General features: G+C 64.7%; 18 protein-coding genes. 6 read left to right on the forward strand and 12 right to left on the reverse strand.

Annotation, left to right across the window (positions count from 1 at the left end; all coding sequences use genetic code 11):
• Nucleotides 1–9 precede the first annotated feature (9 nt).
• On the reverse strand, nucleotides 10–966 hold the full coding sequence (locus U6115_RS18280) for a LysR family transcriptional regulator (protein ID WP_230623368.1): 957 nt from the start codon (nucleotides 964–966) through the stop codon (nucleotides 10–12).
• Nucleotides 967–1,097: 131 nt separating this feature from the next.
• Between U6115_RS18280 and U6115_RS18285 the strand changes: the two genes are divergently transcribed.
• The 3 genes from U6115_RS18285 (at nucleotide 1,098) to U6115_RS18295 (ending at nucleotide 5,049) form a co-directional block, all read left to right on the forward strand.
• The gene (locus U6115_RS18285) at nucleotides 1,098–2,750 is read left to right on the forward strand and encodes a GMC family oxidoreductase (RefSeq protein ID WP_099049682.1); all 1,653 of its coding nucleotides are present in this window, start codon (nucleotides 1,098–1,100) and stop codon (nucleotides 2,748–2,750) included.
• Entirely contained in the window at nucleotides 2,747–4,363 is a 1,617-nt protein-coding gene (locus U6115_RS18290) for an MFS transporter (protein WP_043575556.1), read from the forward strand. Before U6115_RS18285 ends, U6115_RS18290 begins: the two co-directional genes overlap by 4 nt.
• A 383-nt stretch (nucleotides 4,364–4,746) precedes the next feature.
• Complete coding sequence (locus U6115_RS18295; RefSeq protein ID WP_043575557.1) at nucleotides 4,747–5,049, forward strand: fimbrial protein; 303 nt, start codon at nucleotides 4,747–4,749, stop codon at nucleotides 5,047–5,049.
• 74 nt (nucleotides 5,050–5,123) lie between these two features.
• On the opposite strand, the gene U6115_RS18300 is transcribed toward U6115_RS18295, so the two are convergent.
• The 4 genes from U6115_RS18300 to U6115_RS18315 form a co-directional block, all read right to left on the reverse strand.
• Nucleotides 5,124–6,086, reverse strand: coding sequence for a fimbrial protein (locus tag U6115_RS18300; RefSeq protein WP_157889399.1), 963 nt, complete (start codon nucleotides 6,084–6,086; stop codon nucleotides 5,124–5,126).
• A 41-nt stretch (nucleotides 6,087–6,127) separates the two neighbouring features.
• Complete coding sequence (locus U6115_RS18305; protein WP_052258075.1) at nucleotides 6,128–8,704, reverse strand: fimbria/pilus outer membrane usher protein; 2,577 nt, start codon at nucleotides 8,702–8,704, stop codon at nucleotides 6,128–6,130.
• 48 nt (nucleotides 8,705–8,752) lie between these two features.
• The gene (locus U6115_RS18310) at nucleotides 8,753–9,502 is read right to left on the reverse strand and encodes a fimbrial biogenesis chaperone (protein WP_043575559.1); all 750 of its coding nucleotides are present in this window, start codon (nucleotides 9,500–9,502) and stop codon (nucleotides 8,753–8,755) included.
• Nucleotides 9,503–9,572: 70 nt separating this feature from the next.
• Nucleotides 9,573–10,100: a fimbrial protein gene (locus U6115_RS18315; protein WP_043575561.1), complete on the reverse strand. Its 528-nt coding sequence runs from the start codon at nucleotides 10,098–10,100 to the stop codon at nucleotides 9,573–9,575.
• 717 nt (nucleotides 10,101–10,817) lie between these two features.
• Here U6115_RS18315 and U6115_RS18320 point away from each other — a divergent pair.
• The gene (locus U6115_RS18320; RefSeq protein WP_043575563.1) at nucleotides 10,818–11,684 is read left to right on the forward strand and encodes an alpha/beta fold hydrolase; all 867 of its coding nucleotides are present in this window, start codon (nucleotides 10,818–10,820) and stop codon (nucleotides 11,682–11,684) included.
• A 40-nt stretch (nucleotides 11,685–11,724) separates the two neighbouring features.
• On the opposite strand, the gene U6115_RS18325 is transcribed toward U6115_RS18320, so the two are convergent.
• From U6115_RS18325 to nrdR, 5 genes are all read right to left on the reverse strand, one after another.
• Nucleotides 11,725–13,212: a carboxypeptidase M32 gene (locus U6115_RS18325; protein ID WP_043575565.1), complete on the reverse strand. Its 1,488-nt coding sequence runs from the start codon at nucleotides 13,210–13,212 to the stop codon at nucleotides 11,725–11,727.
• 132 nt (nucleotides 13,213–13,344) lie between these two features.
• Nucleotides 13,345–14,025, reverse strand: a complete 681-nt coding sequence (locus tag U6115_RS18330) for a hypothetical protein (RefSeq protein WP_047237551.1) — start codon at nucleotides 14,023–14,025, stop codon at nucleotides 13,345–13,347.
• Between the two features lie 118 nt (nucleotides 14,026–14,143).
• Entirely contained in the window at nucleotides 14,144–15,247 is a 1,104-nt protein-coding gene (gene ribD, locus U6115_RS18335; RefSeq protein WP_043575567.1) for a bifunctional diaminohydroxyphosphoribosylaminopyrimidine deaminase/5-amino-6-(5-phosphoribosylamino)uracil reductase RibD, read from the reverse strand.
• The gene (locus U6115_RS18340; protein WP_080770238.1) at nucleotides 15,244–15,777 is read right to left on the reverse strand and encodes a GNAT family N-acetyltransferase; all 534 of its coding nucleotides are present in this window, start codon (nucleotides 15,775–15,777) and stop codon (nucleotides 15,244–15,246) included. The genes ribD and U6115_RS18340 overlap by 4 nt, the downstream gene beginning before the upstream one ends.
• A gap of 83 nt (nucleotides 15,778–15,860) precedes the next feature.
• The gene (nrdR, locus tag U6115_RS18345; RefSeq protein WP_043575570.1) at nucleotides 15,861–16,319 is read right to left on the reverse strand and encodes a transcriptional regulator NrdR; all 459 of its coding nucleotides are present in this window, start codon (nucleotides 16,317–16,319) and stop codon (nucleotides 15,861–15,863) included.
• 169 nt (nucleotides 16,320–16,488) lie between these two features.
• Here nrdR and U6115_RS18350 point away from each other — a divergent pair, with 169 nt between their 5' ends.
• Nucleotides 16,489–17,175, forward strand: a complete 687-nt coding sequence (locus U6115_RS18350; protein WP_043575572.1) for a hypothetical protein — start codon at nucleotides 16,489–16,491, stop codon at nucleotides 17,173–17,175.
• Nucleotides 17,176–17,238: 63 nt separating this feature from the next.
• Here U6115_RS18350 and glyA read toward each other — a convergent pair whose 3' ends face one another.
• On the reverse strand, nucleotides 17,239–18,486 hold the full coding sequence (gene glyA, locus U6115_RS18355; protein WP_043575574.1) for a serine hydroxymethyltransferase: 1,248 nt from the start codon (nucleotides 18,484–18,486) through the stop codon (nucleotides 17,239–17,241).
• 124 nt (nucleotides 18,487–18,610) lie between these two features.
• Entirely contained in the window at nucleotides 18,611–19,312 is a 702-nt protein-coding gene (locus tag U6115_RS18360; RefSeq protein WP_043575576.1) for a pirin family protein, read from the reverse strand.
• A 168-nt stretch (nucleotides 19,313–19,480) separates the two neighbouring features.
• Between U6115_RS18360 and U6115_RS18365 the strand changes: the two genes are divergently transcribed.
• Entirely contained in the window at nucleotides 19,481–20,410 is a 930-nt protein-coding gene (locus tag U6115_RS18365; RefSeq protein ID WP_043575578.1) for a LysR family transcriptional regulator, read from the forward strand.
• Nucleotides 20,411–20,443: the final 33 nt, after the last annotated feature.

Here is a 20,443-nt window from a genome sequence, read left to right on the forward strand (position 1 = left end):
GAAGTGAGCTTATCCCGCATCGATTGATTCGTTTTGCTGAGTTGGCTGTTGCAACAGCAGCCATTGCATGCGCTGGCACAAATCCACCACGTAATCCCATACCACGCGGTAGCGCAGCGTGCGGCGGATGTTGCTGCGCGCGCTGATCCAGTACGAACGGACGATGCGCAATTCCGGCAAAACCTGCACCAGCCGCGCATCGTCGTAAACCATGTAATAAGGCAGCACCGCGATGCCGCCGCCCGCCAGCGCCGCCTCCTTTTGCGCCACCACGCTGGTATTGCGCAAAGGCATGCGCGGATGGCGGCACAGGCCGTGGTGGTACATCAATTCGCGGGTGAACAGCAGGTCGTCGACATAGGCGAGGATGGCGTGGCCGTTCAGGTCTTCGCGCTCGGCGATAGGCGGATGCCCGGCCAGATAGCCCGGCGTCGCGTACAGGCCCAGGCAGTAATTGGTCAGCTTGCGCGTCACCACCAGATTGGCCTGCGGCCGCTCCAGCGCGATGGCGATGTCCACCTCGCGGCTGGTGATGCTGACAAAGCGCGGCACCGCCACCAGATCGATCTCCAGCCCGGGATACCGCGCCATCAAGGCCGGCATGTGGCGCGCCAAAAATAAGGCGCCCAACCCCTCCGGCGCGCCCACCCTCACCACGCCGCTGACTTCGGCATGCCCCTTGCAGCCGCTGTCCAGCATCTGCGAAGCGGTGTTCTCCAGCGCTTCGGCCAGCGGCAGCAGCTGACGGCCGGCGGCGGTCAGCGTGTAGCCGTCGGCCTGCTGGATGAACAGCGGCTGGCCCAGCACCGCCTCCAGCGCGGCGATGTGGCGCGCCACCGTGGCGTGGGTGGTGCCGAGCTGGCGCGCCGCGCCCAGCAGTTTGCCGCTGCGCTGCAGCGCCAGAAAATAACGGACATCGTTCCAGTCGAACATCGTCGCATCCGGATGGTCATTGTGCGTTTGCACACGAATAGCGCGCCAATCACGCCGCCTGTTGTTAAAAAATTAACATACGTTGTTTCCCGCTGGCTATTCCCAGCCAGCCCCGCTTCAGTTTAGATGGCTGCTACGACAACGACATGAATGGGCGTGGCGGCATGTTGAGCGGGGAGTTCGATTACATCATCGTCGGCGCCGGCAGCGCCGGCTGCCTGCTGGCCAACCGGCTGTCCGCCGACGCCGACAAGCGGTTGCTGCTGCTGGAAGCCGGCGGCAACGACGACTACCCGTGGATCCACATCCCGGTGGGCTACCTCTACTGCATCGGCAACCCGCGCACCGACTGGTGCTATCAGACCGCGGCGGAAAGCGGGCTGGGCGGCCGCGCGCTGGGCTACCCGCGCGGCAAGGTGCTGGGCGGCTCCTCGTCGATCAACGGCATGATCTACATGCGCGGCCAGGCGGCCGATTACGACCACTGGGAAGCGCTGGGCAATCCCGGCTGGGGCTGGCGCGACGCGCTGCCCCACTTCATCGCGATGGAAGACCATTTCGACCCGGCGCGGCCCTTGCACGGCCACGGCGGCGAATGGCGGGTGGACAAGCAGCGGCTGTCGTGGGAGATCCTCGACGCCTTCCGCGCCGCCGCCGCCGAGCAGGGCATCGCGCCGGTAGACGACTTCAACCGCGGCGACAATGCCGGCTGCGGCTATTTCGAAGTGAACCAGAAAAACGGCCGCCGCTGGAGCAGCGCGCGCGCCTTCCTGCACCCTGTCCGCCATCGCCCCAATCTCACAGTGCTGACCGGCGCCGAGGCGGAAAGCCTGGTCGTCGAGCGTCAGCGCGCCCGCGCAATCTCCTTTTTGCAACAGGGGCAGCGACTGCAAGCGCGCTGCCGCGGCGAAATCATCCTCGCCGCCGGCGCCATCGGCTCGCCGCTTTTGCTGCAGCGCAGCGGCATCGGCCCGGCCCGCTTGCTGGCCGAATGCGGCATCGCGCCGCGCCACATCCTGCCCGGCGTCGGCGCCAATCTGCAGGATCACCTGCAGCTGCGGCTGGTATTCCAGATAGCGGGCGCGCCCACGCTGAACCAGCGCGCAGCCAGCTGGCGCGGCAAGCTGGCGATGGCCTGGGAATACCTGTGGCGGCGCAGCGGCCCCATGGCCATGGCGCCCAGCCAGTTGGGCGCCTTCGCCCGCAGCGCGCCGGACGTGCGCTGGCCCGACCTGGAATACCACGTGCAGCCGCTGTCGCTGGAACGCTTCGGCCAGCCGCTGCACCCGTTTCCCGCCTTCACCGCCTCGGTCTGCCAGCTGCGGCCGCATAGCCGCGGCCATGTCGAGCTGGGCGGCGCGCCGCTCGACGCGCCGCCCTTGATCCAGCCCAATTATCTCAGCCACCCGGAAGACCAGCGCGCCGCCGCCGCCGCCATCCGGCTGACGCGCCGCATCGCCGCGTCGCCGGCGCTGTCGCGCTACCTGCCGGCGGAATACCGGCCCGGCCTCCGCTATCAGACCGAAGACGAACTGGTGGAGGCCGCCGGCCAGATCGGCACCACCATCTTCCACCCGGTCGGCACCTGCAAGATGGGCAACGACCCGCTGGCCGTGGTCGACGCCCGGCTGCGGGTGCGCGGCATCGCCGGCCTAAGGGTGGCCGACGCGTCCATCATGCCTACCATCACCTCCGGCAACACCAACAGCCCCACCCTGATGATCGCCGCCAAGGCGGCGCAGATGATCGCGCAGGACAACAAACAGCCGGGCGCGTTCGCGACGCCGGCCACCCCAGCAAAGGAGACTTCGGCATGAGCAACAGCATCGCATCGTCGGCCGCCGGCGCAGCCGGCATCAGCCGCGCCGAGCGCAAGGTGATTCTGGCCTCGTCGCTAGGCACGGTTTTCGAGTGGTACGACTTCTTCCTGTACGGCGCGATGGCCGCCATCATCGGCAAGCAGTTCTTCACCGGCGTCAACGAAACCACCGCCTTCATCTTCGCGCTGCTGACCTTCGCCGCCGGCTTCCTGGTGCGGCCGTTCGGCGCGCTGGTATTCGGCCGCCTCGGCGACATGGTGGGCCGCAAGTACACCTTCCTCGCCACCATCGTCATCATGGGCCTGTCCACCTTCCTGGTGGGCGTGTTGCCCGGTTATTCGACGCTGGGCATCGCCGCGCCGCTGATCCTGGTGTCGCTGCGCATGTTGCAGGGCCTGGCGATAGGCGGCGAATACGGCGGCGCCGCGATCTATGTGGCCGAGCATGCGCCCGACCACAAGCGCGGCGGCTACACCAGCTGGATTCAGACCACCGCCGGCGCCGGCCTGTTGCTGTCGCTGCTGGTGATCCTGGCCTGCCGCAAGCTGACCGGCGACGCCTTCAACGACTGGGGCTGGCGCCTGCCCTTCCTGCTGTCCATCTTCCTGCTGGCCATTTCCACCTGGATCCGGCTGTCGATGCAGGAATCGCCGGCCTTCCTGAAAATGAAGGCGGAAGGCAAGCACTCCAAGGCGCCGATCAGCGAAGCCTTCGGCAACTGGAGCAATCTGAAGATCGTGCTGATCTCGCTGTTCGGCTTCAACGGCGGCCAGGCGGTCACCTTTTACTGCGCGCAGTTCTATTCGCTGTTCTTCCTGACGCAGATCCTGAAAGTGGACCCGCAGACCGCCAACCTGATGCTGATCGCGTCTCTGATCGTCACCACGCCGCTGTTCCTGTACTTCGGCCACCTGTCCGACCGCGTCGGCCGCAAACCGGTGCTGATCGCCGGCCTGGTGCTGGGCCTCATCCTCACCTTCCCCGCCTTCCGCTGGCTGACCGACTACGCCAACCCGGACGTCGCCGCCGCCCAGGCCAGCGCGCCGGTGACGGTGGTGGCCGACCCCGCCAGCTGCCACTTCCAGTTCGACCCCATCGGCAAGGCCAAGCTCAACACTCCGTGCGACCAGGCCAAGACGCTGCTGGCGAAGAACGGCGTGCCCTACCAGCAACAAGCGGCCGCCGCCGGCGTGACCGAAATCCACATCGGCGCGACGGTGCTGCAGGGCTTCGACAAGAAAGCGCTGCAAGACGGCCTGAAACAGGCCGGCTATCCGGAAAAGGCCGATCCGGCCAAGATCAACCACCTGATGGTGATTCTGGTGCTGGTGCTGCTGTCGGTGATTTCGGCGCTGACCTACGGCCCGCTGGCGGCGATGATGGTGGAACTGTTTCCCACCCGCATCCGCTATACCTCGATGTCGCTGCCCTATCACCTGGGCAACGGCTGGATCGGCGGCCTGATGCCCACGGTGGCGTTCTCGCTGGTGGTGTACACCGGCGACATCCTCTACGGCCTGTGGTATCCGATCATCGTCTACGGCGTCAGCCTGGTGGTGAGCCTGCTGTTTCTGCGCGAAACCTTCCGCAACGACATCCATAAACACTGAAACTCGCGCCCGCCGCAGCCCCCTCCTAGCGAGGGGGCTTTTCATTTCCGCCACACCCTCCCCTCGAATCCCCTTCATTCGGCGCCTGCCGCCACAAAACCAGGCGATCCCGGAAAAATGCAATAAGTTGAAATTATCTCCGGTCAAACCGCCTCCGGTCCCCCGCTGGCCGCAGCCTCCTCGCGCTGCCGGCAGGTCATCGTTATTGTTTAATTTTTATTATTAATAATTCAATAAAACCAGGTGTTGCTGTTTACAATATGGCCGCCTATACTTGGCTTAACAGAAGCGGTTACATATAAACCGAATTAATTTAAATTTTTGGTTTAAAGATTTCGTAACAATTCCACTCAGAACGAAATCACCCAACCCGGGAGGCCCAAATGAAAAAAGTCATCATCACCCTGGCAGCGCTGGCGGCTCTGCAATCTGGCTTGGCTCTGGCCTCCGACGGCGGCACCGTTTACTTCAATGGCTCCATCGTCAAGGAACCGTGCGCCGAGGCTGGCAGCACGCTGCTGAGCTACGCGACGAATCCGCGCCAATACCAGGCCGCCCGCAAGATCGCGTCCGGCAATGCCTGCTCCGGCATGGACAGCACCCAGTCGCTGAGCGTTTCCTCGGTCAATATGGCAGGCGCCACCGCCTCCGCCAGCGGCCAACTGGTTACCATCGTTTACAACTGATCCGAACACTGACAAAAAAGCCTTCGGCCAAACGGCCGAAGGCTTTTTTGCGTTCCGGGCGCGGCGGCGCCAGGTCATTGGTACAACATGTCTATCGTAATCGCGGTTTGCAGGCTGCCCGGCACAATGGCGGCCGTTCGCATGTACTCGACGAACAGCCCCAGCTGCGCCGACTTCGACTGCACATTGACTACCCGGGTATTGTTGGTCTTGTTGGCGCCGATATTCGCGCCATCGTCCGAACTCCCCAGATTGATCGCCACGCCGCGCGCCGAGCCGCTATTGGCGAACAACACCGCGTTGTTCTTGTCCTGCGCGCCGGAAAAACGGAAGGTGGCCGTCTTCACGCCATCCGAACAATCGGTGGCCCTGATGGTGAAGCCGGTGCGGGCCGCCGCGCTGCCCACCGCCGCGAACTGGCCGCTGCCGACAGTCGGCAGATTGACCGTGTACTGGCCGTTCGCGCTCAGATTGCAAGTGCCGCCGGGGGTAAAGGTGACCGTGCCGTTGATCAGCTGGTTGAAGTTGATATTGGGCGTGGCGTTGATCCCGCCGATGCCGTCCAATTGGAACACCGAGTACTGGCTGACCGTGGCGGTGCCGCTGGAAGGCGCGCCGGAGGTCTTCAGCAACACGATGGAGTACTGCAGCGTGGTATTGATCCAGCCGTTCCACGGCACATAGATGCCGGTATCGATGGCGCCGCTGCTCTGGGTATAGGTCCGGCCCTTGAACAGGATGCCGATCTGCAAGCCCGGCGCCAGCGCCTGGCTTTGCGGGTTCACCCAGAAATACACGTTTTCGCCTATGCTCTGCGTGCAATACAGTTTGAGGTTCTGCAGCGGCGACTGCCAGATGATGGTGCCTGCCGGCGCATTGGCGGCGACGTACAGATTGCCGGGCAGGTTGAAGGTCGACGTCACGCCGCCCGAGCCGTCGTCGCCATTCCAGCAACCCAGCGCATGGCTGGTCAGCGGCATGGCCAAACACAGCGCCAGCAACCATCCGCGCAATCCCTGAGTGATCCATTTTTTCATTGTCATCGTTTCCCGACGGGCGATGCCGCCACGGTTGAATATCATTGCGGCGCGCAGACCGCGTCCATCTGCAGATACGCCGCTCCGCCTGTCGCTTGCGGGAGCGCGTAACGGAAATGGCAGCGCTGGTCCGGTTCGCCGCCCCAGCGCGCCACCAGCGGCTTGCCCTCCAGCCCGCGCAGGAAGGCGCGCCCGCCCTGCCCCACCATGGCGAGCGCGTCTTCGCCGCCGTCGGCGGCAATGGTGGCCCCCACCGGCAAATGGCTGCCGTCCGCCCGCCGCAGCGTCACGATCACCGGCTTGCCCTGCTGGGTGTTGAACTTCAGCATGACGATGGCGCCTGCGCGCGGCGCGTCCTGCACGCTGGTTTCCTGCAGTTCCACATCCTGGCTCATGCCCTTGGGGTCCAGCGTGATTTCGTTCTGGCGATACGGCATCAAACTGGACACCACCGCGTAGCCTCGGCTATTGACGCGCACGCCGCTGGTATTGCTGACCGCCGCGCCCTCAGCGCCCGGCGCCTCCACCACCGCGAAGGATTCGCCCAGCGACTGCGCCGCCGTCACCCCCCCGGGATGGAACACCAGCGCGCCGCTCAAGCCGACATTGGCTTGCGACGAACCGCCGCCGGAGCTGGCCCCCGCGGTAAGCGTGGCGATCGAGCTGGCGTACTGCACGCTGCCGCCGCCGCCGCTGCTGTTGCCGCCCGCGCTGTTGCGGCTGGTATTGGCGTACAGGTTGTAGCTGAGATTGCGCAGCTCGCCGGCCGAGCCGCTCAAGCTGAGCTGCCCGCTGGCGCTGCGGTCGCTGCTGCTGCTCGCGCTGGCGCTCAACAGCGGCGCATAAGGCTCGCGCCCCAGCGGCATCGATACGCTTAGCATGTACTGATTGATATTGCGTCCGCTAGCATCGTGAGTCCGGCCCGCGCTCAGGTTGAAGCTCACTGACTGGAAACTGTTGCCGTAGCCCAGTTGATAGGTCAGATCTCGCCCTTGCTGATTCCAGTAATCCTGCGACGAGCCGGCCATGAAGATATGTCCCCAGCCCTTGGCCAGGGCCTGGTCGGCGTTGAGCTGGAATTTGTTCTTGGCGCGGAAGACCGCGCCCTGCTGGTTGATCAGGTTGACGTAGTCGCCCAGTTCGAGAAAACCGGCGGTGGAAAAGCGATACGCTGCCACCGTGAAATTGGTGCGGGTGGATTCGATCAGCTTGCTGTAGGTGACCCGGTAGCTTTGGCCCTGCATATCGCTGTCCGCCCCGCCGTAAGGCAAGCCGCTCGCCCACGACTGCGTCACATCCAGCGCCAGCGCGCCCAGCGGCGTATTGATGCCGGAGCCGAACAGCGCGGATTGGTAATGGTCTGCCGCGATCAGGCCGCCATACAAGGTCAGGCCGTTGCTGATGCCGCGCTGGTAGGTTGCCTGCGCGAAGACGGGAAGCTTGCTCAAGGAGGCGCCGCGCCATTGTCCGGCCATCACGGCATAGCGCGACTGGCCGTCGCGCAGCAGCTGCGGCACCGCCGCGTAAGGCACCACGAATTTGCGCACGCGGCCGTCCGCTTCGGCTACAGTCACTTCCAGATCGCCGGCGAAACCGGTGTTGTAGAGGTCGTCGATGCTGAACTCGCCCGGCGGCACCGCGTTTTCGTAGATCAGGTTGCCGTTCTGGCGGATCGATACCTTGGCATTGGTCTCGGCCACGCCGCGCACCACCGGCGCATAGCCCTGCAGCGACTCCGGCTGCATCCGGTCGTCGGAGCTGAGCTGCACGCCGCGGAAGGCCACGCTGCCGAACAGGTCGGACGGGGTGAAGTAGTCGCCCACGGTCAACACCGAACGCCAGCCGGTGATGTCGCGCTGAACATAAGTCGAGGCGTGCTGGTAGTTGCGCTGGCTTTGGCCGTTGCCGCTGTTCTGTTGCGTCAGCGCGCCGTCGTAGCGCAGCCGCCACAAGCCGACGTTGAGGCCGGCGTTGGCGCCGAAATAGAACTGCGTGGATTTGCCGGAGGCGCCGTTGTCGTAACGGTAGCCATTGGCGTTGTAATTGAGGAAGCCGGCCAGCGGCGCGCCGGCATCCCAGTATTCCGGCGCGACATAGCCGCGCGCCTGGGCGCGCAGATACTTCTGCGGCAGGCTGACATCCAGGCGCAAATCGGTGCTGTTGAAACTGGAACGCGCGCCCGGCACCACCGCGGCGATATCCGCGCAGCGGCCGGGCTCGTCCCGTCCGGGCAGTTCGGCCGTTTCTCCCAAGCGCGCGAAATCCACGCCCAGCTCGTCCAGCATCGCGCGGTTGAAGCAGGCCAGCACCTTGCGCTCGGCCATCTCCTTCATCAGCACGTCGCGACGCCCCAGCCAGACATCATTGACGTAGACATCCGCGCGGTAGTTGCCGGGCAGAGCGCCACCCGTCTGGTTGAAGCGGGATAGATCCACCTTTTGGCCGTTGGAGTTCTGATTGATGAACACCGGATTGAACTGGACGTCGTCGGCAGGGGCGCTTGCCGCCGCGGGCGCGTCGGCCCAGGCGGCCTGGCCGCCGAACAGGCCGCAGATCAACAGGCTGAGCGGGCTGAGCGCCCAGCGGCGATCGTGCCGCCGTGTAGTCAAGTGCTTCATCGCTAGAGAATCCGGAGCGCGCCGCGCGGGCTGGCGCAGGGAATAGGATCAGGGAGCCAGCGGCGCGCTATGCATCACCGGAGCGCCGTAGTCATTGATGCTTTCGTAATTGAGCTTGAGGCCGCCTTCCGGCTTGAACTTCGCATCCTTCAGCGCGAAATCCTTGCTGCCGCCCGGCGGCACCATGCCGCCATCCGTGTCGAACTCATGCTTGCCGGACAAGAGAATCGCCCGATTCAGAGAAACATGGTACGCGGCCGGGTTGGTGGCCCGCAGCGTATAGCCTTTGCCGCCGGCCTGCGGCAGCAAAGTCCAGGAAAGCTTGTCGGCGGCATCGTCCGGCGTGCCCGCCAGCCCGGCGGGCCGGTAAAACAGCTTGATGCGCGAACGAAAGGCCACTTGCATGAAATTGCGCTGCTCCGCGGTCAGCTTGGGCAACGGCGGCACATCCAGCACGTTCAGCCAGAACACCGACTCCTTGTCCTTGGGCAGATCGGCGCCGGTGAAGGTCAGCCGCAGGGTCTGGCCCTTGGTCGGGTCGACGCGGAAAATCGGCGGCATGATCAGGAAAGGCGCGTCGGCGGTATCGGGAACCGACTTCTCATTGCCGCTGTCGGCCCATACCTGCACCAGGGAGGGCTCCTTGCCCGGATTGTTGACCTTGACGGTCACCTCGCGGTCATCCGCCTTGTACACCACGCGGGTGCCGGAAATCACCACGCCCGCCTGGGCCGCGCCGCTCAGTGCCGCGCCCGCCAACATCAGCGCCAGCGCCGCTCGCCTTACTGCTTGTTTCATTTTCAATCCGCTTCCGAGTCGAGAAAACCGTCCGGCGGCCTCGCAAGAAACCGCCGGACGACCGAACCGATTACTGATAGGTCATCGAGTACTGAACGGAGCTGTTCACCGAACCCGCGGTGGCGGCGCCGGTGGCGTAGTACTGCGCGTAGTAGTTCATCGTGGCCGAGCCGTTGTTGATCGACACGATCTGGGAATTGGCGTTGTTGTTCAGGTTGATGGCGGTGAAGCTGTTGTTCAGCAGCTGCACTTCCACGTTGGAGGCGTAGGTCTTGCCGACGGCGTTCAGCAGGTTGCCGGATACCGAGTTGACGTTCGGACCCACTTCAAAGCGGGTTTGGGCGTTGTTGAGGCCGGACGGGCAGCTGCTCAGACGGATGGTGAACGGCGTGGCGCCGGCGGTTTGGCCTTGGCTGGCCAGCGCGGACGCGCCGACGGTCGGCAGCGTCACAGTCACATTGGCGCTGGCGCCATTGCCGGAAACCGTGCAAGTCTGGGCAACGACGTTTCCATTGACGGTGATGGTGCCGTCAGCGGCCATGGCGCCCGTGGAATACAAACCCAGTCCGATCAGCGCGGCAGTTACGATCTGTTTCATTACAAAGTCTCCGTTGAAGTTGCAGGCAGTGGTCTGCCCGATTGCTCGCCCTCGCGAAAGGGCTGAAATTGATATGTCGTTCATCGCGCCGGAGCGGCTTCGGCAGTCCTGCGATCTGCCCGCGCCTCGGGCGCTCCAGCGCCGAATTCATCCCACCTTCCGCAACCAATCAACAAAACCATAATCAGATAAAACAAAGTCCATCAAATAAAAACGAAAGACTTCAAACTGAAGCGTCATATGGTTTAAAAATTGGCCGAAATCCGGCCAGAGATTCGGTGCGGAAAAGCTGCGCCAGACCGTGATGCCATGGCTGGACGATGCTCAGCGCCAATCGCCTTCCGCCCGGCAAACCAGCCTTCGACAAGGCTTTTCGCTACCGGTTCAGAAGTGATTGAGCGCAAGGTTAAAGTAAACCGCCCATAGTCTTCAACAGCTGCGCGCCCGCAAAACCGTGGCAAAAACAAACATAACATGCTGATAAAAAATGAATTCATTAGTGGAAAATTCATTTTTCGCACATAACTCGCATGTGGCATTATTGCATCACATTGATAACATTTTAAATCAAAACATTTCAAATAACGCCAAATTCAAAATCAAACCGAACAAAAAAAGCCAAAGGCATAAATCCGCTCATGCCCACCGCTCCAGCCGCTACCCTCCCGCTCCCCGCGCGTTTACACTGGATGCCCGCCCATCAGGAATCCGCCGATCATGAAGCCCTCCCGCAGCCAATACCTCACGCTCAATCAACGCCGCTGCCATATCCGCCGCTGGGGGCCGGAACAGGCGCCGCTGCTGGTGCTGCTGCATGGCTGGATGGACAGCTCGGCCACCTTTCAATTCATGGTGGACGCGCTGGCCGGCGACTGGCAGGTGGCGGCCCCGGATTGGCGCGGCTTCGGCGACAGCCAATGGAATGACGGCAGCTACTATTTCCCCGATTACCTGGCAGACTTGGACGATCTGCTGCGGCAACTGTCGCCGCAACAACCGGTGAACCTGCTGGGCCACAGCATGGGAGCGATGATCGCCGGCATCTACGCCGGCGTCTGTCCGCAACGGATCCATCGACTGGTGCTGGCTGAAGGCTTCGGCCTCGGTGCCACCCGTCCGGCGGAGGCACCGGGCCGCTACGGCCGCTGGCTGCGCGAGACCAGCCAGGCTATGGCTTTCGAGCCGATGGAGCCGGCCCAGGCGGCGGACAAGCTGATGGCGCGCAACCCCTTGCTGACCGGGGAAAGGGCGCGCTGGCTGGCGGCTGAATTGACGCGCCCGGCTGACGGCGGCGTGATCTACCGCGCCGATCCGCGCCACAAGATGGTCAATCCGGTGCTGTACCGGCTGGAGGAAGCGATGGCCTGCTGGCGCCGCATCGCCGCGCCGACGCTGTGGCTGCTGGGAGAGCGCTCGTTCGAGCATCCGGCGATCAGCGGCGTGATGGACACCCTGGATCAGCGCCGCTCCTGCTTCGCCCATCTGGATGAAGTCAAGATCGCCGGCGCCGGCCACATGCTGCAATGGGAAAAACCGGAACAAATGGCGGCGGAAGTCGAACGCTTCCTGCTGCGCGGCGAATAAGCGCCGGCCGGACCGCCACGGCCCGGCCGGCCATACCGCCTCAACCCAGGTAACGCGCTTCCAGATGCGCGCGGTAGTGCGCCGGGTTCAGCGCCTCGCCGGTGGCCCGGGCCACCAGCTCGTCAGTGCTCCAGCGGCTGCCCTGGCTCCAGATATTGGCGTTCAGCCAATCGAACACCGGCGCGAGATCGCCCTTCGCGATGCGGCTGTCCAGATCCGGCGTCTGCTTGCGCAATACCGAGAAATACTGCGCCGCGTACATCGCCCCCAGGGTATAGCTGGGGAAATAGCCGAAGGTATCGGTCCAGTGGATGTCCTGCAGGCAGCCGTCGCGGTAGTTGCCGCGGGTATCCACGCCCAGATACGCCATCATTTTCTCGTCCCACAGCGCCGGCACGTCCTCGGCCTCGATCTCGCCGTCGATCAGCGCCCGCTCGATCTCGAAGCGCAGGATCACGTGCGCCGGGTAGCACAGCTCGTCGGCGTCGACGCGGATGTAGCCGGGCTGCACCCGGGTGTACAGGCGTGCCAGGTTGTCGGCGTCGAAAGCCGGCTGGTCGCCGAAATGCTTGCGGATCAGCGGCGCGATCAATTGCAGGAAGCCGCGGCTGCGGCCCAGCTGCATCTCGAACGACAAGCTCTGGCTTTCATGGATGCCCATCGAGCGGGCGCGGCCGACCGGCTGCGACAGCCAGTCGCGCGGCAGGCCCTGCTCGTAGCGGGCGTGCCCGGTTTCGTGGACGATGCCCATCAGGCTTTGCACGAAATCGTCGTCGCGATAGCGGGTCGTGATGCGCACATCTTCCGGCACGCCGCCGCAGAAAGGATGGCTGCTGACATCCAGCCTGCCGCCATCGAAATCGAAACCCAGCAGCCCCATCGCCTCCAGGCCCAGCTGGCGCTGCTTCTCCACCGGGAAAGGGCCTTGCGGCTGGATCACGCGCTCGCCGGACTGCTTGTCCCGCACCTGGGCGATCAAGCCCGGCAGCCAGGTTTTGACGTCGCCGAAAATGCGCTCCAGATTGGCGCTGGTCATCCCCGGCTCGTACTTGTCCAGCAACGCGTCGTAGCGGCTGACGCCTGTCGCCTCCGCCAGCAGCGTCGCCTCTTCTCGCGCCAGGCGCAGCACCTCGCGGAAATTAGGCAGAAACCCCTGCCAGTCGTTGTTCTTGCGCTGGCTGCGCCAGGCGTGCTCGCAGCGGGCCGCCGCCAGCGCCTTGGCTTCCACCAACGCGGCCGGCAGCAAATTCGCCTGCCGCCATTCGCGGCCGATTTCGCGCAGATTGGCGCGTTGCGCCGCGTCCAGTTCTTCTTGTGCGGCGGCGTCCAGCTGCGTTTTCAATTCCGGAGCGGTGATCAGCTGGTGCATCAGCACCTGCAATTCGGCCTGGGCGGCGGCGCGCGCCTCGTTGCCTTTGGCCGGCATCATCGCCGCCTGGTCCCAACTGGCGATCGCGGACAGGTGGCCGAAACGATGCAAACGCTGGAAAGTTTGGGTCAGGCTCTGATAGGCCGTCTGATTCCCCATGGCATTCTCCCTTGTAATGGAGAAAACATATTCTCATGAGAATAAATAATCGGCAAGACAAGGAAGATCGACAATAAGCGCATGGAAATAAAGGGGAAAACGCTATGAAAACTTATATCAAATGATATTTGATCATGCCTTATCCTGGGCGGCGCCGGGCTCGCCGCCGGCCTCCCGCTCCGCCTGCGCCCGCTGCCGGGCGAAGGGAAAAGCTTGCCAGTACGGAAAGTATTCGCGCACCGCCGGCAACAGCAGCTGGCGCTCGGCGCGATCCTGCAAGTGCAGCAACAAGGCGTCCACCGCCATCCGGTAGCTGGTGGAATGAAAGGGATGGGGGGACAGCAGGAACAACAGCGCCTTCAGCAGAATGTCGCGCTGGCGTATGCCCTCCTCGGGATGGCCGTCCTCGAACAGCTTGCCCAGATACAGGCCCAGCGAAGGGGGGAAATGGCGGAAGCGCTTTTGCCGCATCTGCGCGACCAGATGATCGAACGTGCCGACATTCAGCATTTGCGGATTGTGCAGCGAAAAACCGTTGCGGGCGGTGATCTCCACCACCTTTTTCATGTCGTCCAGCCAGAAGCAGTAGAATTCGCGGCCGCAGGTCATCGCCAGCACCCGCTCGCGCGGCGGGCAATCGGCGACGAAAAGCTCTACCGCGGCATGATAGGCTTCGGCATTGCGCGCCTGGCTCTCCAGCCGCTTCAGCAGGCGCAGCAACAACGCCCGCCGCTGTTCGACCACCTCGGCCTTCGCGCCCAAACGGTCAATCAGGTGCAGATACGCGCCCAGCGCCGATGCCACATCCGCCATGCCACCCTCCAGCCAACCGCATCCCGCCCCGGCGGACACGCTCTCAGGCCATCCCGCATGGCCTGCTTCCAGCATACATGACGCCGCGCCCGAACGGGCGGCGGCCATGCGCGGTGGATCAGGCCGCCGGCCGCAGGATCAGGCGCAAATCATCGCCGACCTTGCCGAAGTCGACGATGTCCAGCCTCACTTTGTCGGCCAGGTCTGTCAACGCCGGCCAGGCGAACAGGCCGCGCGCCGCATCGCCCGCCAGCGACGGCGCCAGGTACAGCACGATCTCGTCCACCAGCCCGGCTCGCAGCAAGGCGCCATTCAAGCCGGCGCCGGCCTCCACCATCAGTTGGTTGACGCCGCGCGCCGCCAGTTGCCGCAACAGATCGCCAAGATCCGCTTCGCCGGCGCAGCCTGCCAGCGCCAGCGTCTCCACGCCGCGCTCGCGGTAGGCGGCCAGCCGCCCGGCATCGCTTACGCAGCTGGCCAGCAGTGTCCGTCCGCCCTGGTAAATGCGGCTGGCGGGATCGGTTTTCAGCGCGCCGTCCAGCACCACCCGCCACGGCTGCGCCGCCACCGGAACCTCGCGCACCGTCAGTTGCGGGTCATCGGCCAACACGGTGCCGCTGCCGGTAAGGATGGCGCAGTTCTCGGCGCGCAGGCGCTGCACATCCAGCCGCGCCTGCGCGCCGGTGATCCATTTGCTGCAGCCGTTGAGCAACGCGGTCTTGCCATCCAGCGTGGCCGCGGCCTTCAGCGTCACCCACGGCCGGCCGCGTTCGACACGCGACAGGAAGCCCCGGTGCGTGCGCCGCGCCTCCGTCTCCATCAGCCCGGCCGATGCCTCGATGCCGGCCGCGCGCAGCATGGCGATGCCGCGCCCGGCCACTTCATGATAGGGGTCGACCATCGCCGCCGCCACGCGCGCCACGCCCTCCGCAACCAGGCGCTCCGCGCACGGCGGCGTGCGTCCGTGGTGGCTGCAGGGCTCCAGCGTCACGTAGGCGGTGGCGCCGTGGGGGGTATCGCCGCGGGCGAGGCAATCCTTGATCGCCTGGATTTCGGCGTGGTCCGACCCCACCGCCAGCGTGGCGCCCTCGCCTATCACCCTGCCATCGCGCACCAGCACGCAGCCGACGCCGGGATTGGGCGCGGCGCGGCGGGTGGCGGCTTCAGCCAGGCGCAGCGCGCGCTGCATGTGCAGGTGATCGTCGGCGCTATAGTCCGTCATGTTCGATTCTTCCACTCATCGGCCAACAGCCCGTAACAACGCATGTTCCAGAAACGGCCATTGAGAAATTGCGCGTCGCGCAGCTCTCCCTCCAGCTTGAAACCCAGGCGTTCGGCGACACGGCAGCTGCGCAGGTTCTCCGGCGCGCAGCCCAGTTCCAGCCGGTGCAGGCCCAGTTCGTCGAACGCGTACGCCAGCAACAGCCACAACGCGAGGCCCATCGTCCCTTTGCCGACGTGATGATCCGCCAGCCAGTAGCCCAGGCGCGCGTAGCCATGCGCCAGATTGATGCCATGCAGCGAGCAGACGCCGGCCACCTCGCTGTCCACCTCAATCAGCCTGTGGGCGGCGCGCCCTTCCTGGTTGCTGCGCGCCTGCGCCAGCAGCAAGGCGGCCATATCCGCCGCCGATTGGGGCCTGACCGTGCTGGACAGCCATTGCGCCAACGTCGGACGGCTGCTTGCCATCAAGGCGAACAAGGCCGGTGCGTCGCGCGCCGGATCGGCCTCGCGAATGCCCACTCGGCTCATGCGCGCCCCCCGCGGGCGACATCAGGCCGCGGCGCGGCGCTCCTCGGGACGGCCGTGCTCATGCTCGGCCTGCGCCGGCTGCGTCAATGCGCAGACTTCTGGATTTCCTTGATCGCATCGGTGAATTCGGAAATATCCTGGAAACTGCGGTAAACCGACGCGAAGCGGACATAGGCCACCTTGTCCAGCCGCGCCAGCTCGTTCATCACCATCTCGCCGATCTGCCGGCTGCTCACCTCGCGCTCGCCAAGCTGCAGCAGCTTGTGGCAGATGCGGTCTATCGCTTCGTCCACCAGCGTGGTGGACACCGGCCGCTTGTGCAGCGCGCGCAGGAAGCTGGTGCGCACTTTCTCGATATCGAACTCGGAGCGATGGCCGGCGGTCTTCACCACCTGCGGCATGCGCACATCGGCCGTTTCGAAGGTAGTGAAGCGTTTATCGCATACCGGACAGCGGCGCCGCCGCCGGATGCTGGCCCCATCCTCGCTGACGCGGGAGTCGATCACCTGGGTATCGGCGTTGCCGCAAAACGCGCATTTCATGCCAATAGTCCTGAAGGTTGTAATAGTTGAATGTTATCAGCAAAGTCCGCTTCTGGCATCGGAGCCTTCCCGCGCATGCCGCAAGCGTATTTTTCACAGGCTCTTTATAAAATGAAATTTTATGATTAGTACTTTATTAATCATTACAAGAACAGCTGGAAAGATTTTCATGCAAGTGTTTCAACGCGCCGTCGCGCTCGCCCTCCTCACCCTCCCCGCAGCCGCCTTCGCCCAGAGCGACGATGCCGAGTTCGCAGTGGGCGCCGGTCTCGGCACCACCGGCTACGATCTGATGGCCAGCTACAAAGTGCTGGACAATCTCAACGTCCGCGGCACCCTCTCTGGCCTGAACTACAGCCGCGACGGCGACTACAACACCGACACCCACTACAACGGCAAGTTCAAGCTGTTCCAGACCGGCGTATTGGCCGACTACTTCCCGTTCGGCAACAGCTTCCGCATGAGCGGCGGCCTGGCGCTGAACCAGACCAAGCTGGGCCTGCAAGCCAGCGCCGGCAGCAGCACCACCTACCGCCTCAACGGCAACACCTACTATTCCAACCAGGTCGGCGACCTGGACGGCGAAGCCAAATGGAACAAGCCGGCGCTGTACCTGGGCCTGGGCTTCGGCAACAGCGTGAAGAACAAGGGCCTGAGCCTGAGCGGCGACTTCGGCGTGCTGCTGACCGGCAAGCCGGATACCACCCTGACCGCCAGCTGCACCAGCGCGCTGAGCGCGGCGCAATGCCAGCAATTGCAAAACGATGTCGGCGTCGAACAGAACAAGCTGCGCGACGACACCAACAAGCTGAACTTCTGGCCGGTGGCCCGCCTGACTCTTAACTACGCGTTCTGACACCGCCGCCGCGCAAAGAAAAAGCCGCTCCAAGGAGCGGCTTTTTTTGCGGCGCGGCCGGTTTTACTTGGCGTACACCGGGAAGCGGTGGCACAGCGCAGTGGCCTTCTCGGCGACACGGGCGATCAGCGCGTCGTCGTTCGGGTTGTCCAGCACGTCGGCGACCAGGTTGGCCACTTCGATGGCCTCGGCTTCCTTGAAGCCGCGGGTGGTGATGGCCGGGGAGCCGATGCGGATGCCGGAAGTGACGAACGGCGTTTCCGGATCGTTCGGGATGGCGTTCTTGTTGACGGTGATGTGGGCGCGGCCCAGCAGCGCGTCGGCTTGCTTGCCGGTCAGGCCCTTGGCGCGCAGGTCGACCAGGAACACGTGGCTCTCGGTGCGGCCGGACACGATGCGCAGGCCGCGCTCGGCCAGGGTCTTGGCCATGATGGCGGCGTTCTTCAGCACCTGCTGCTGGTATTCCTTGAATTCCGGCTGCAGCGCTTCCTTGAAGGCGACGGCCTTGGCGGCGATCACATGCTCCAGCGGGCCGCCTTGCAGCGTCGGGAACACATTGCTGTTGATGCTCTTCTCGAACTCGGCCTTGGCCAGAATGATGCCGCCGCGCGGGCCGCGCAGGGTCTTGTGGGTGGTCGAGGTGACGAAATCGGCGTGCGGCACCGGGTTCGGGTACAGGCCCGCGGCCACCAGGCCGGCGTAGTGAGCCATGTCCACCATGAAGTAAGCGCCGACCTTCTTGGCGATCTGGCCCATGCGCTCGAAGTCGAAGCGCAAGGCGTAAGCCGACGCGCCGCCGATGATCAGCTTCGGCTTGGTTTCCATCGCCACGCGCTCCATGTCGTCGTAGTCGATTTCTTCCTTGTCGTTCAGGCCGTAGGCGACGATGTTGAACATCTTGCCGGACAGGTTGGCCGGGGAGCCGTGGGTCAGGTGGCCGCCGTGGCCCAGGTTCATGCCCATCACGGTGTCGCCCGGCTTCAGGATGGAGAAGTACACCGCCTGGTTGGCCTGCGAGCCGGAGTGCGGCTGCACGTTGGCGTATTCGGCGCCGAACAGTTGCTTGACGCGGTCGATGGCCAGTTGCTCGACGATGTCGACATGCTCGCAGCCGCCGTAGAAGCGCTTGCCCGGGTAGCCTTCGGCGTACTTGTTGGTCAGCTGGGAGCCCTGGGCTTCCATCACCGCCGGGCTGGTGTAGTTTTCCGAGGCGATCAGTTCAATATGATCTTCCTGGCGCTGGCACTCGGCGGCAATCGCGGCGGCGAGTTCGGGGTCGAATTTGGCAATCGTCTGGTCGGCAGCAAACATCGTCTGGCTCTTCCATCAATAGGTTAACGATCAGGCCATTCTACACGAAATGCCTGCGGCGGAACCTTGACGTGAAGGCAACTCTGGCGCGCCGCCCGGCGCAGGCCAGAGCGGCGGCGAACGCTTACTCGCGGGTGTCCACCAGGATCAGTTCGGCGTCGCGGCTGGCCGACACCTCGATCAACGCTTCGCCGGCGATGGCCGCGCCGTCGCCGGCCTGCAGGGCGACGCCGTTCACCTGCGCCTCGCCGCTGGACAACACCAGATAACCGCGCCGCGCCGCGCCGAAGCGGTAGCCCGCGCTCTCGCCGGCCTTCAGGGTGGCGCCCAGCACCCGGGCGTCGGCCCGTATCGGCAAGGCGTCGGCGTCGCCGTCCATGCCGCTGGCCAGCGCGACGAAAGCGCCGGAGCGATCGGCCTTGGGAAACGGCTTGTTGCCCCAGGCCGGCTCGCCGCCGTGGCGGTCCGGGTAGATCCAGATCTGGAAGATGCGGGTGGCGACGGCTTCCCGGTTGTACTCGGAGTGGGTGATGCCACTGCCGGCGCTCATCACCTGCACGTCGCCGGCCTCGGTGCGGCCGCGGTTGCCCAGGCTGTCTTCGTGACTGATCGCGCCTTCGCGGACATAGGTGATGATTTCCATGTCGGCGTGCGGATGCGGATCGAAGCCGGTGCCGGCGGCGATGGTGTCGTCGTTCCACACCCGCAGCCGCCCCCAGCGTGTGCGCTCGGCATCGCGGTATTCGGCGAAGGAAAAGTGGTGCTTGGCATCCAGCCAGCCGTGCTGGGCTGCGCCCAGGCTGGCGTAGGGACGGCGTTCGATCATGGCGCGCTCCTGCTGTTGTCGATAGTGATGCCGCCACTATAAGCTGCCACCAGCATCGCGTTAATGGAATATATCGAATACCATGATTTCCATTTTTTAGATAATCCAGGGCGAACCGGCTAGCCGGAATGCTAGCATCGGCAGTTCCCCCTCTTCTCCGGAGCCATCATGAAACGCCTGCCCGACCTGGAAGCCTGGGCCATCTTCGCCAAGGTGGCCGAATGCGGCGCTTTCGCCCGCGCCGCGGAAGAACTGGGCCTGTCGCAGGCCACGGTATCCAAGGCGGTATCGCGGCTGGAAGACCGGATGAAAACCGTGCTGCTGCATCGCACCTCGCGCCAGTTGTCGCTGACGGCGGCCGGCGACGCCGCGCTGGAGCGCGCCGCGCGCATCCTGGCGGAGGGCGAGGCGGTGGAAGCGGACATCGCCGAACAATCCAGCGCGCTGCGCGGCCCAGTGCGCATGGCCGCGCCGATGTCCTTCGGCCTGTCGCATCTGGCGCCGCTGCTGCCGGACTTCATGGCGCGGCATCCGGAGGTGGAGTTGGACCTGCGCTTCAGCGACGAACAATCGGACCTGGTGGCGGAGCGGATGGACCTGGCGCTGCGCATCGCCTCGCCGGCCGACTCCAGCCTGCTGGCGCGCCGGCTGTGCGCGGTGCGCATCCTGCTGGTGGGCGCGCCGTCCTACTTCGCGCGCCACGGCAAACCGGAGCACCCTGCGCAATTGGCCCGGCACCGCGCCTTGCAATACAGCAACGCGCCTGGCGGCCGCCACTGGCGCTTCCGCCACGCCGATGAAGGAGAGTTTTCGCTGGAAATGCACGCGCCGCTGCGCGTCAACAACGCCGACGCGCTGGCGCCGGCGCTGCACTCGGGCCTAGGGCTGGCGCTGCAGCCGGAATTCCTGGTCTGGCGGGATTTGCAGGACGGCCGGCTGGAAACCGCGATACCCGATTGGCAGGTCGACCCCATCGCGCTGTACATCCTGACGCCGCCGGGCCGCGGCCGCCCGGCGCGGGTGCAGGCGCTGATCGACTACCTGGCCCGCCGCCTGGCAGACTCGCCCTGGGCGCGCACGCCAAGCGCCGCCGACTGAAACACCAAAAACAAGCCCCGCTCGCGGCGGGGC

Origin of the sequence: Chromobacterium subtsugae, from assembly GCF_035919665.1 — a bacterium.
Lineage (GTDB): Bacteria > Pseudomonadota > Gammaproteobacteria > Burkholderiales > Chromobacteriaceae > Chromobacterium > Chromobacterium subtsugae.

Bases quoted from the DNA above. Each gene is read 5' to 3' on its own strand.
- U6115_RS18285 (WP_099049682.1), top strand. From the start codon at position 1,098: ATGTTGAGCGGGGAGTTCGATTACATCATCGTCGGCGCCGGCAGCGCC.
- U6115_RS18290 (WP_043575556.1), top strand. From the start codon at position 2,747: ATGAGCAACAGCATCGCATCGTCGGCCGCCGGCGCAGCCGGCATCAGC.
- U6115_RS18295 (WP_043575557.1), top strand. From the start codon at position 4,747: ATGAAAAAAGTCATCATCACCCTGGCAGCGCTGGCGGCTCTGCAATCT.
- U6115_RS18300 (WP_157889399.1), bottom strand. From the start codon at position 6,086: ATGAAAAAATGGATCACTCAGGGATTGCGCGGATGGTTGCTGGCGCTG.
- U6115_RS18305 (WP_052258075.1), bottom strand. From the start codon at position 8,704: ATGAAGCACTTGACTACACGGCGGCACGATCGCCGCTGGGCGCTCAGC.
- U6115_RS18310 (WP_043575559.1), bottom strand. From the start codon at position 9,502: ATGAAACAAGCAGTAAGGCGAGCGGCGCTGGCGCTGATGTTGGCGGGC.
- U6115_RS18315 (WP_043575561.1), bottom strand. From the start codon at position 10,100: ATGAAACAGATCGTAACTGCCGCGCTGATCGGACTGGGTTTGTATTCC.
- U6115_RS18320 (WP_043575563.1), top strand. From the start codon at position 10,818: ATGAAGCCCTCCCGCAGCCAATACCTCACGCTCAATCAACGCCGCTGC.
- U6115_RS18325 (WP_043575565.1), bottom strand. From the start codon at position 13,212: ATGGGGAATCAGACGGCCTATCAGAGCCTGACCCAAACTTTCCAGCGT.
- U6115_RS18330 (WP_047237551.1), bottom strand. From the start codon at position 14,025: ATGGCGGATGTGGCATCGGCGCTGGGCGCGTATCTGCACCTGATTGAC.
- ribD (WP_043575567.1), bottom strand. From the start codon at position 15,247: ATGACGGACTATAGCGCCGACGATCACCTGCACATGCAGCGCGCGCTG.
- U6115_RS18340 (WP_080770238.1), bottom strand. From the start codon at position 15,777: ATGAGCCGAGTGGGCATTCGCGAGGCCGATCCGGCGCGCGACGCACCG.
- nrdR (WP_043575570.1), bottom strand. From the start codon at position 16,319: ATGAAATGCGCGTTTTGCGGCAACGCCGATACCCAGGTGATCGACTCC.
- U6115_RS18350 (WP_043575572.1), top strand. From the start codon at position 16,489: ATGCAAGTGTTTCAACGCGCCGTCGCGCTCGCCCTCCTCACCCTCCCC.
- glyA (WP_043575574.1), bottom strand. From the start codon at position 18,486: ATGTTTGCTGCCGACCAGACGATTGCCAAATTCGACCCCGAACTCGCC.
- U6115_RS18360 (WP_043575576.1), bottom strand. From the start codon at position 19,312: ATGATCGAACGCCGTCCCTACGCCAGCCTGGGCGCAGCCCAGCACGGC.
- U6115_RS18365 (WP_043575578.1), top strand. From the start codon at position 19,481: ATGAAACGCCTGCCCGACCTGGAAGCCTGGGCCATCTTCGCCAAGGTG.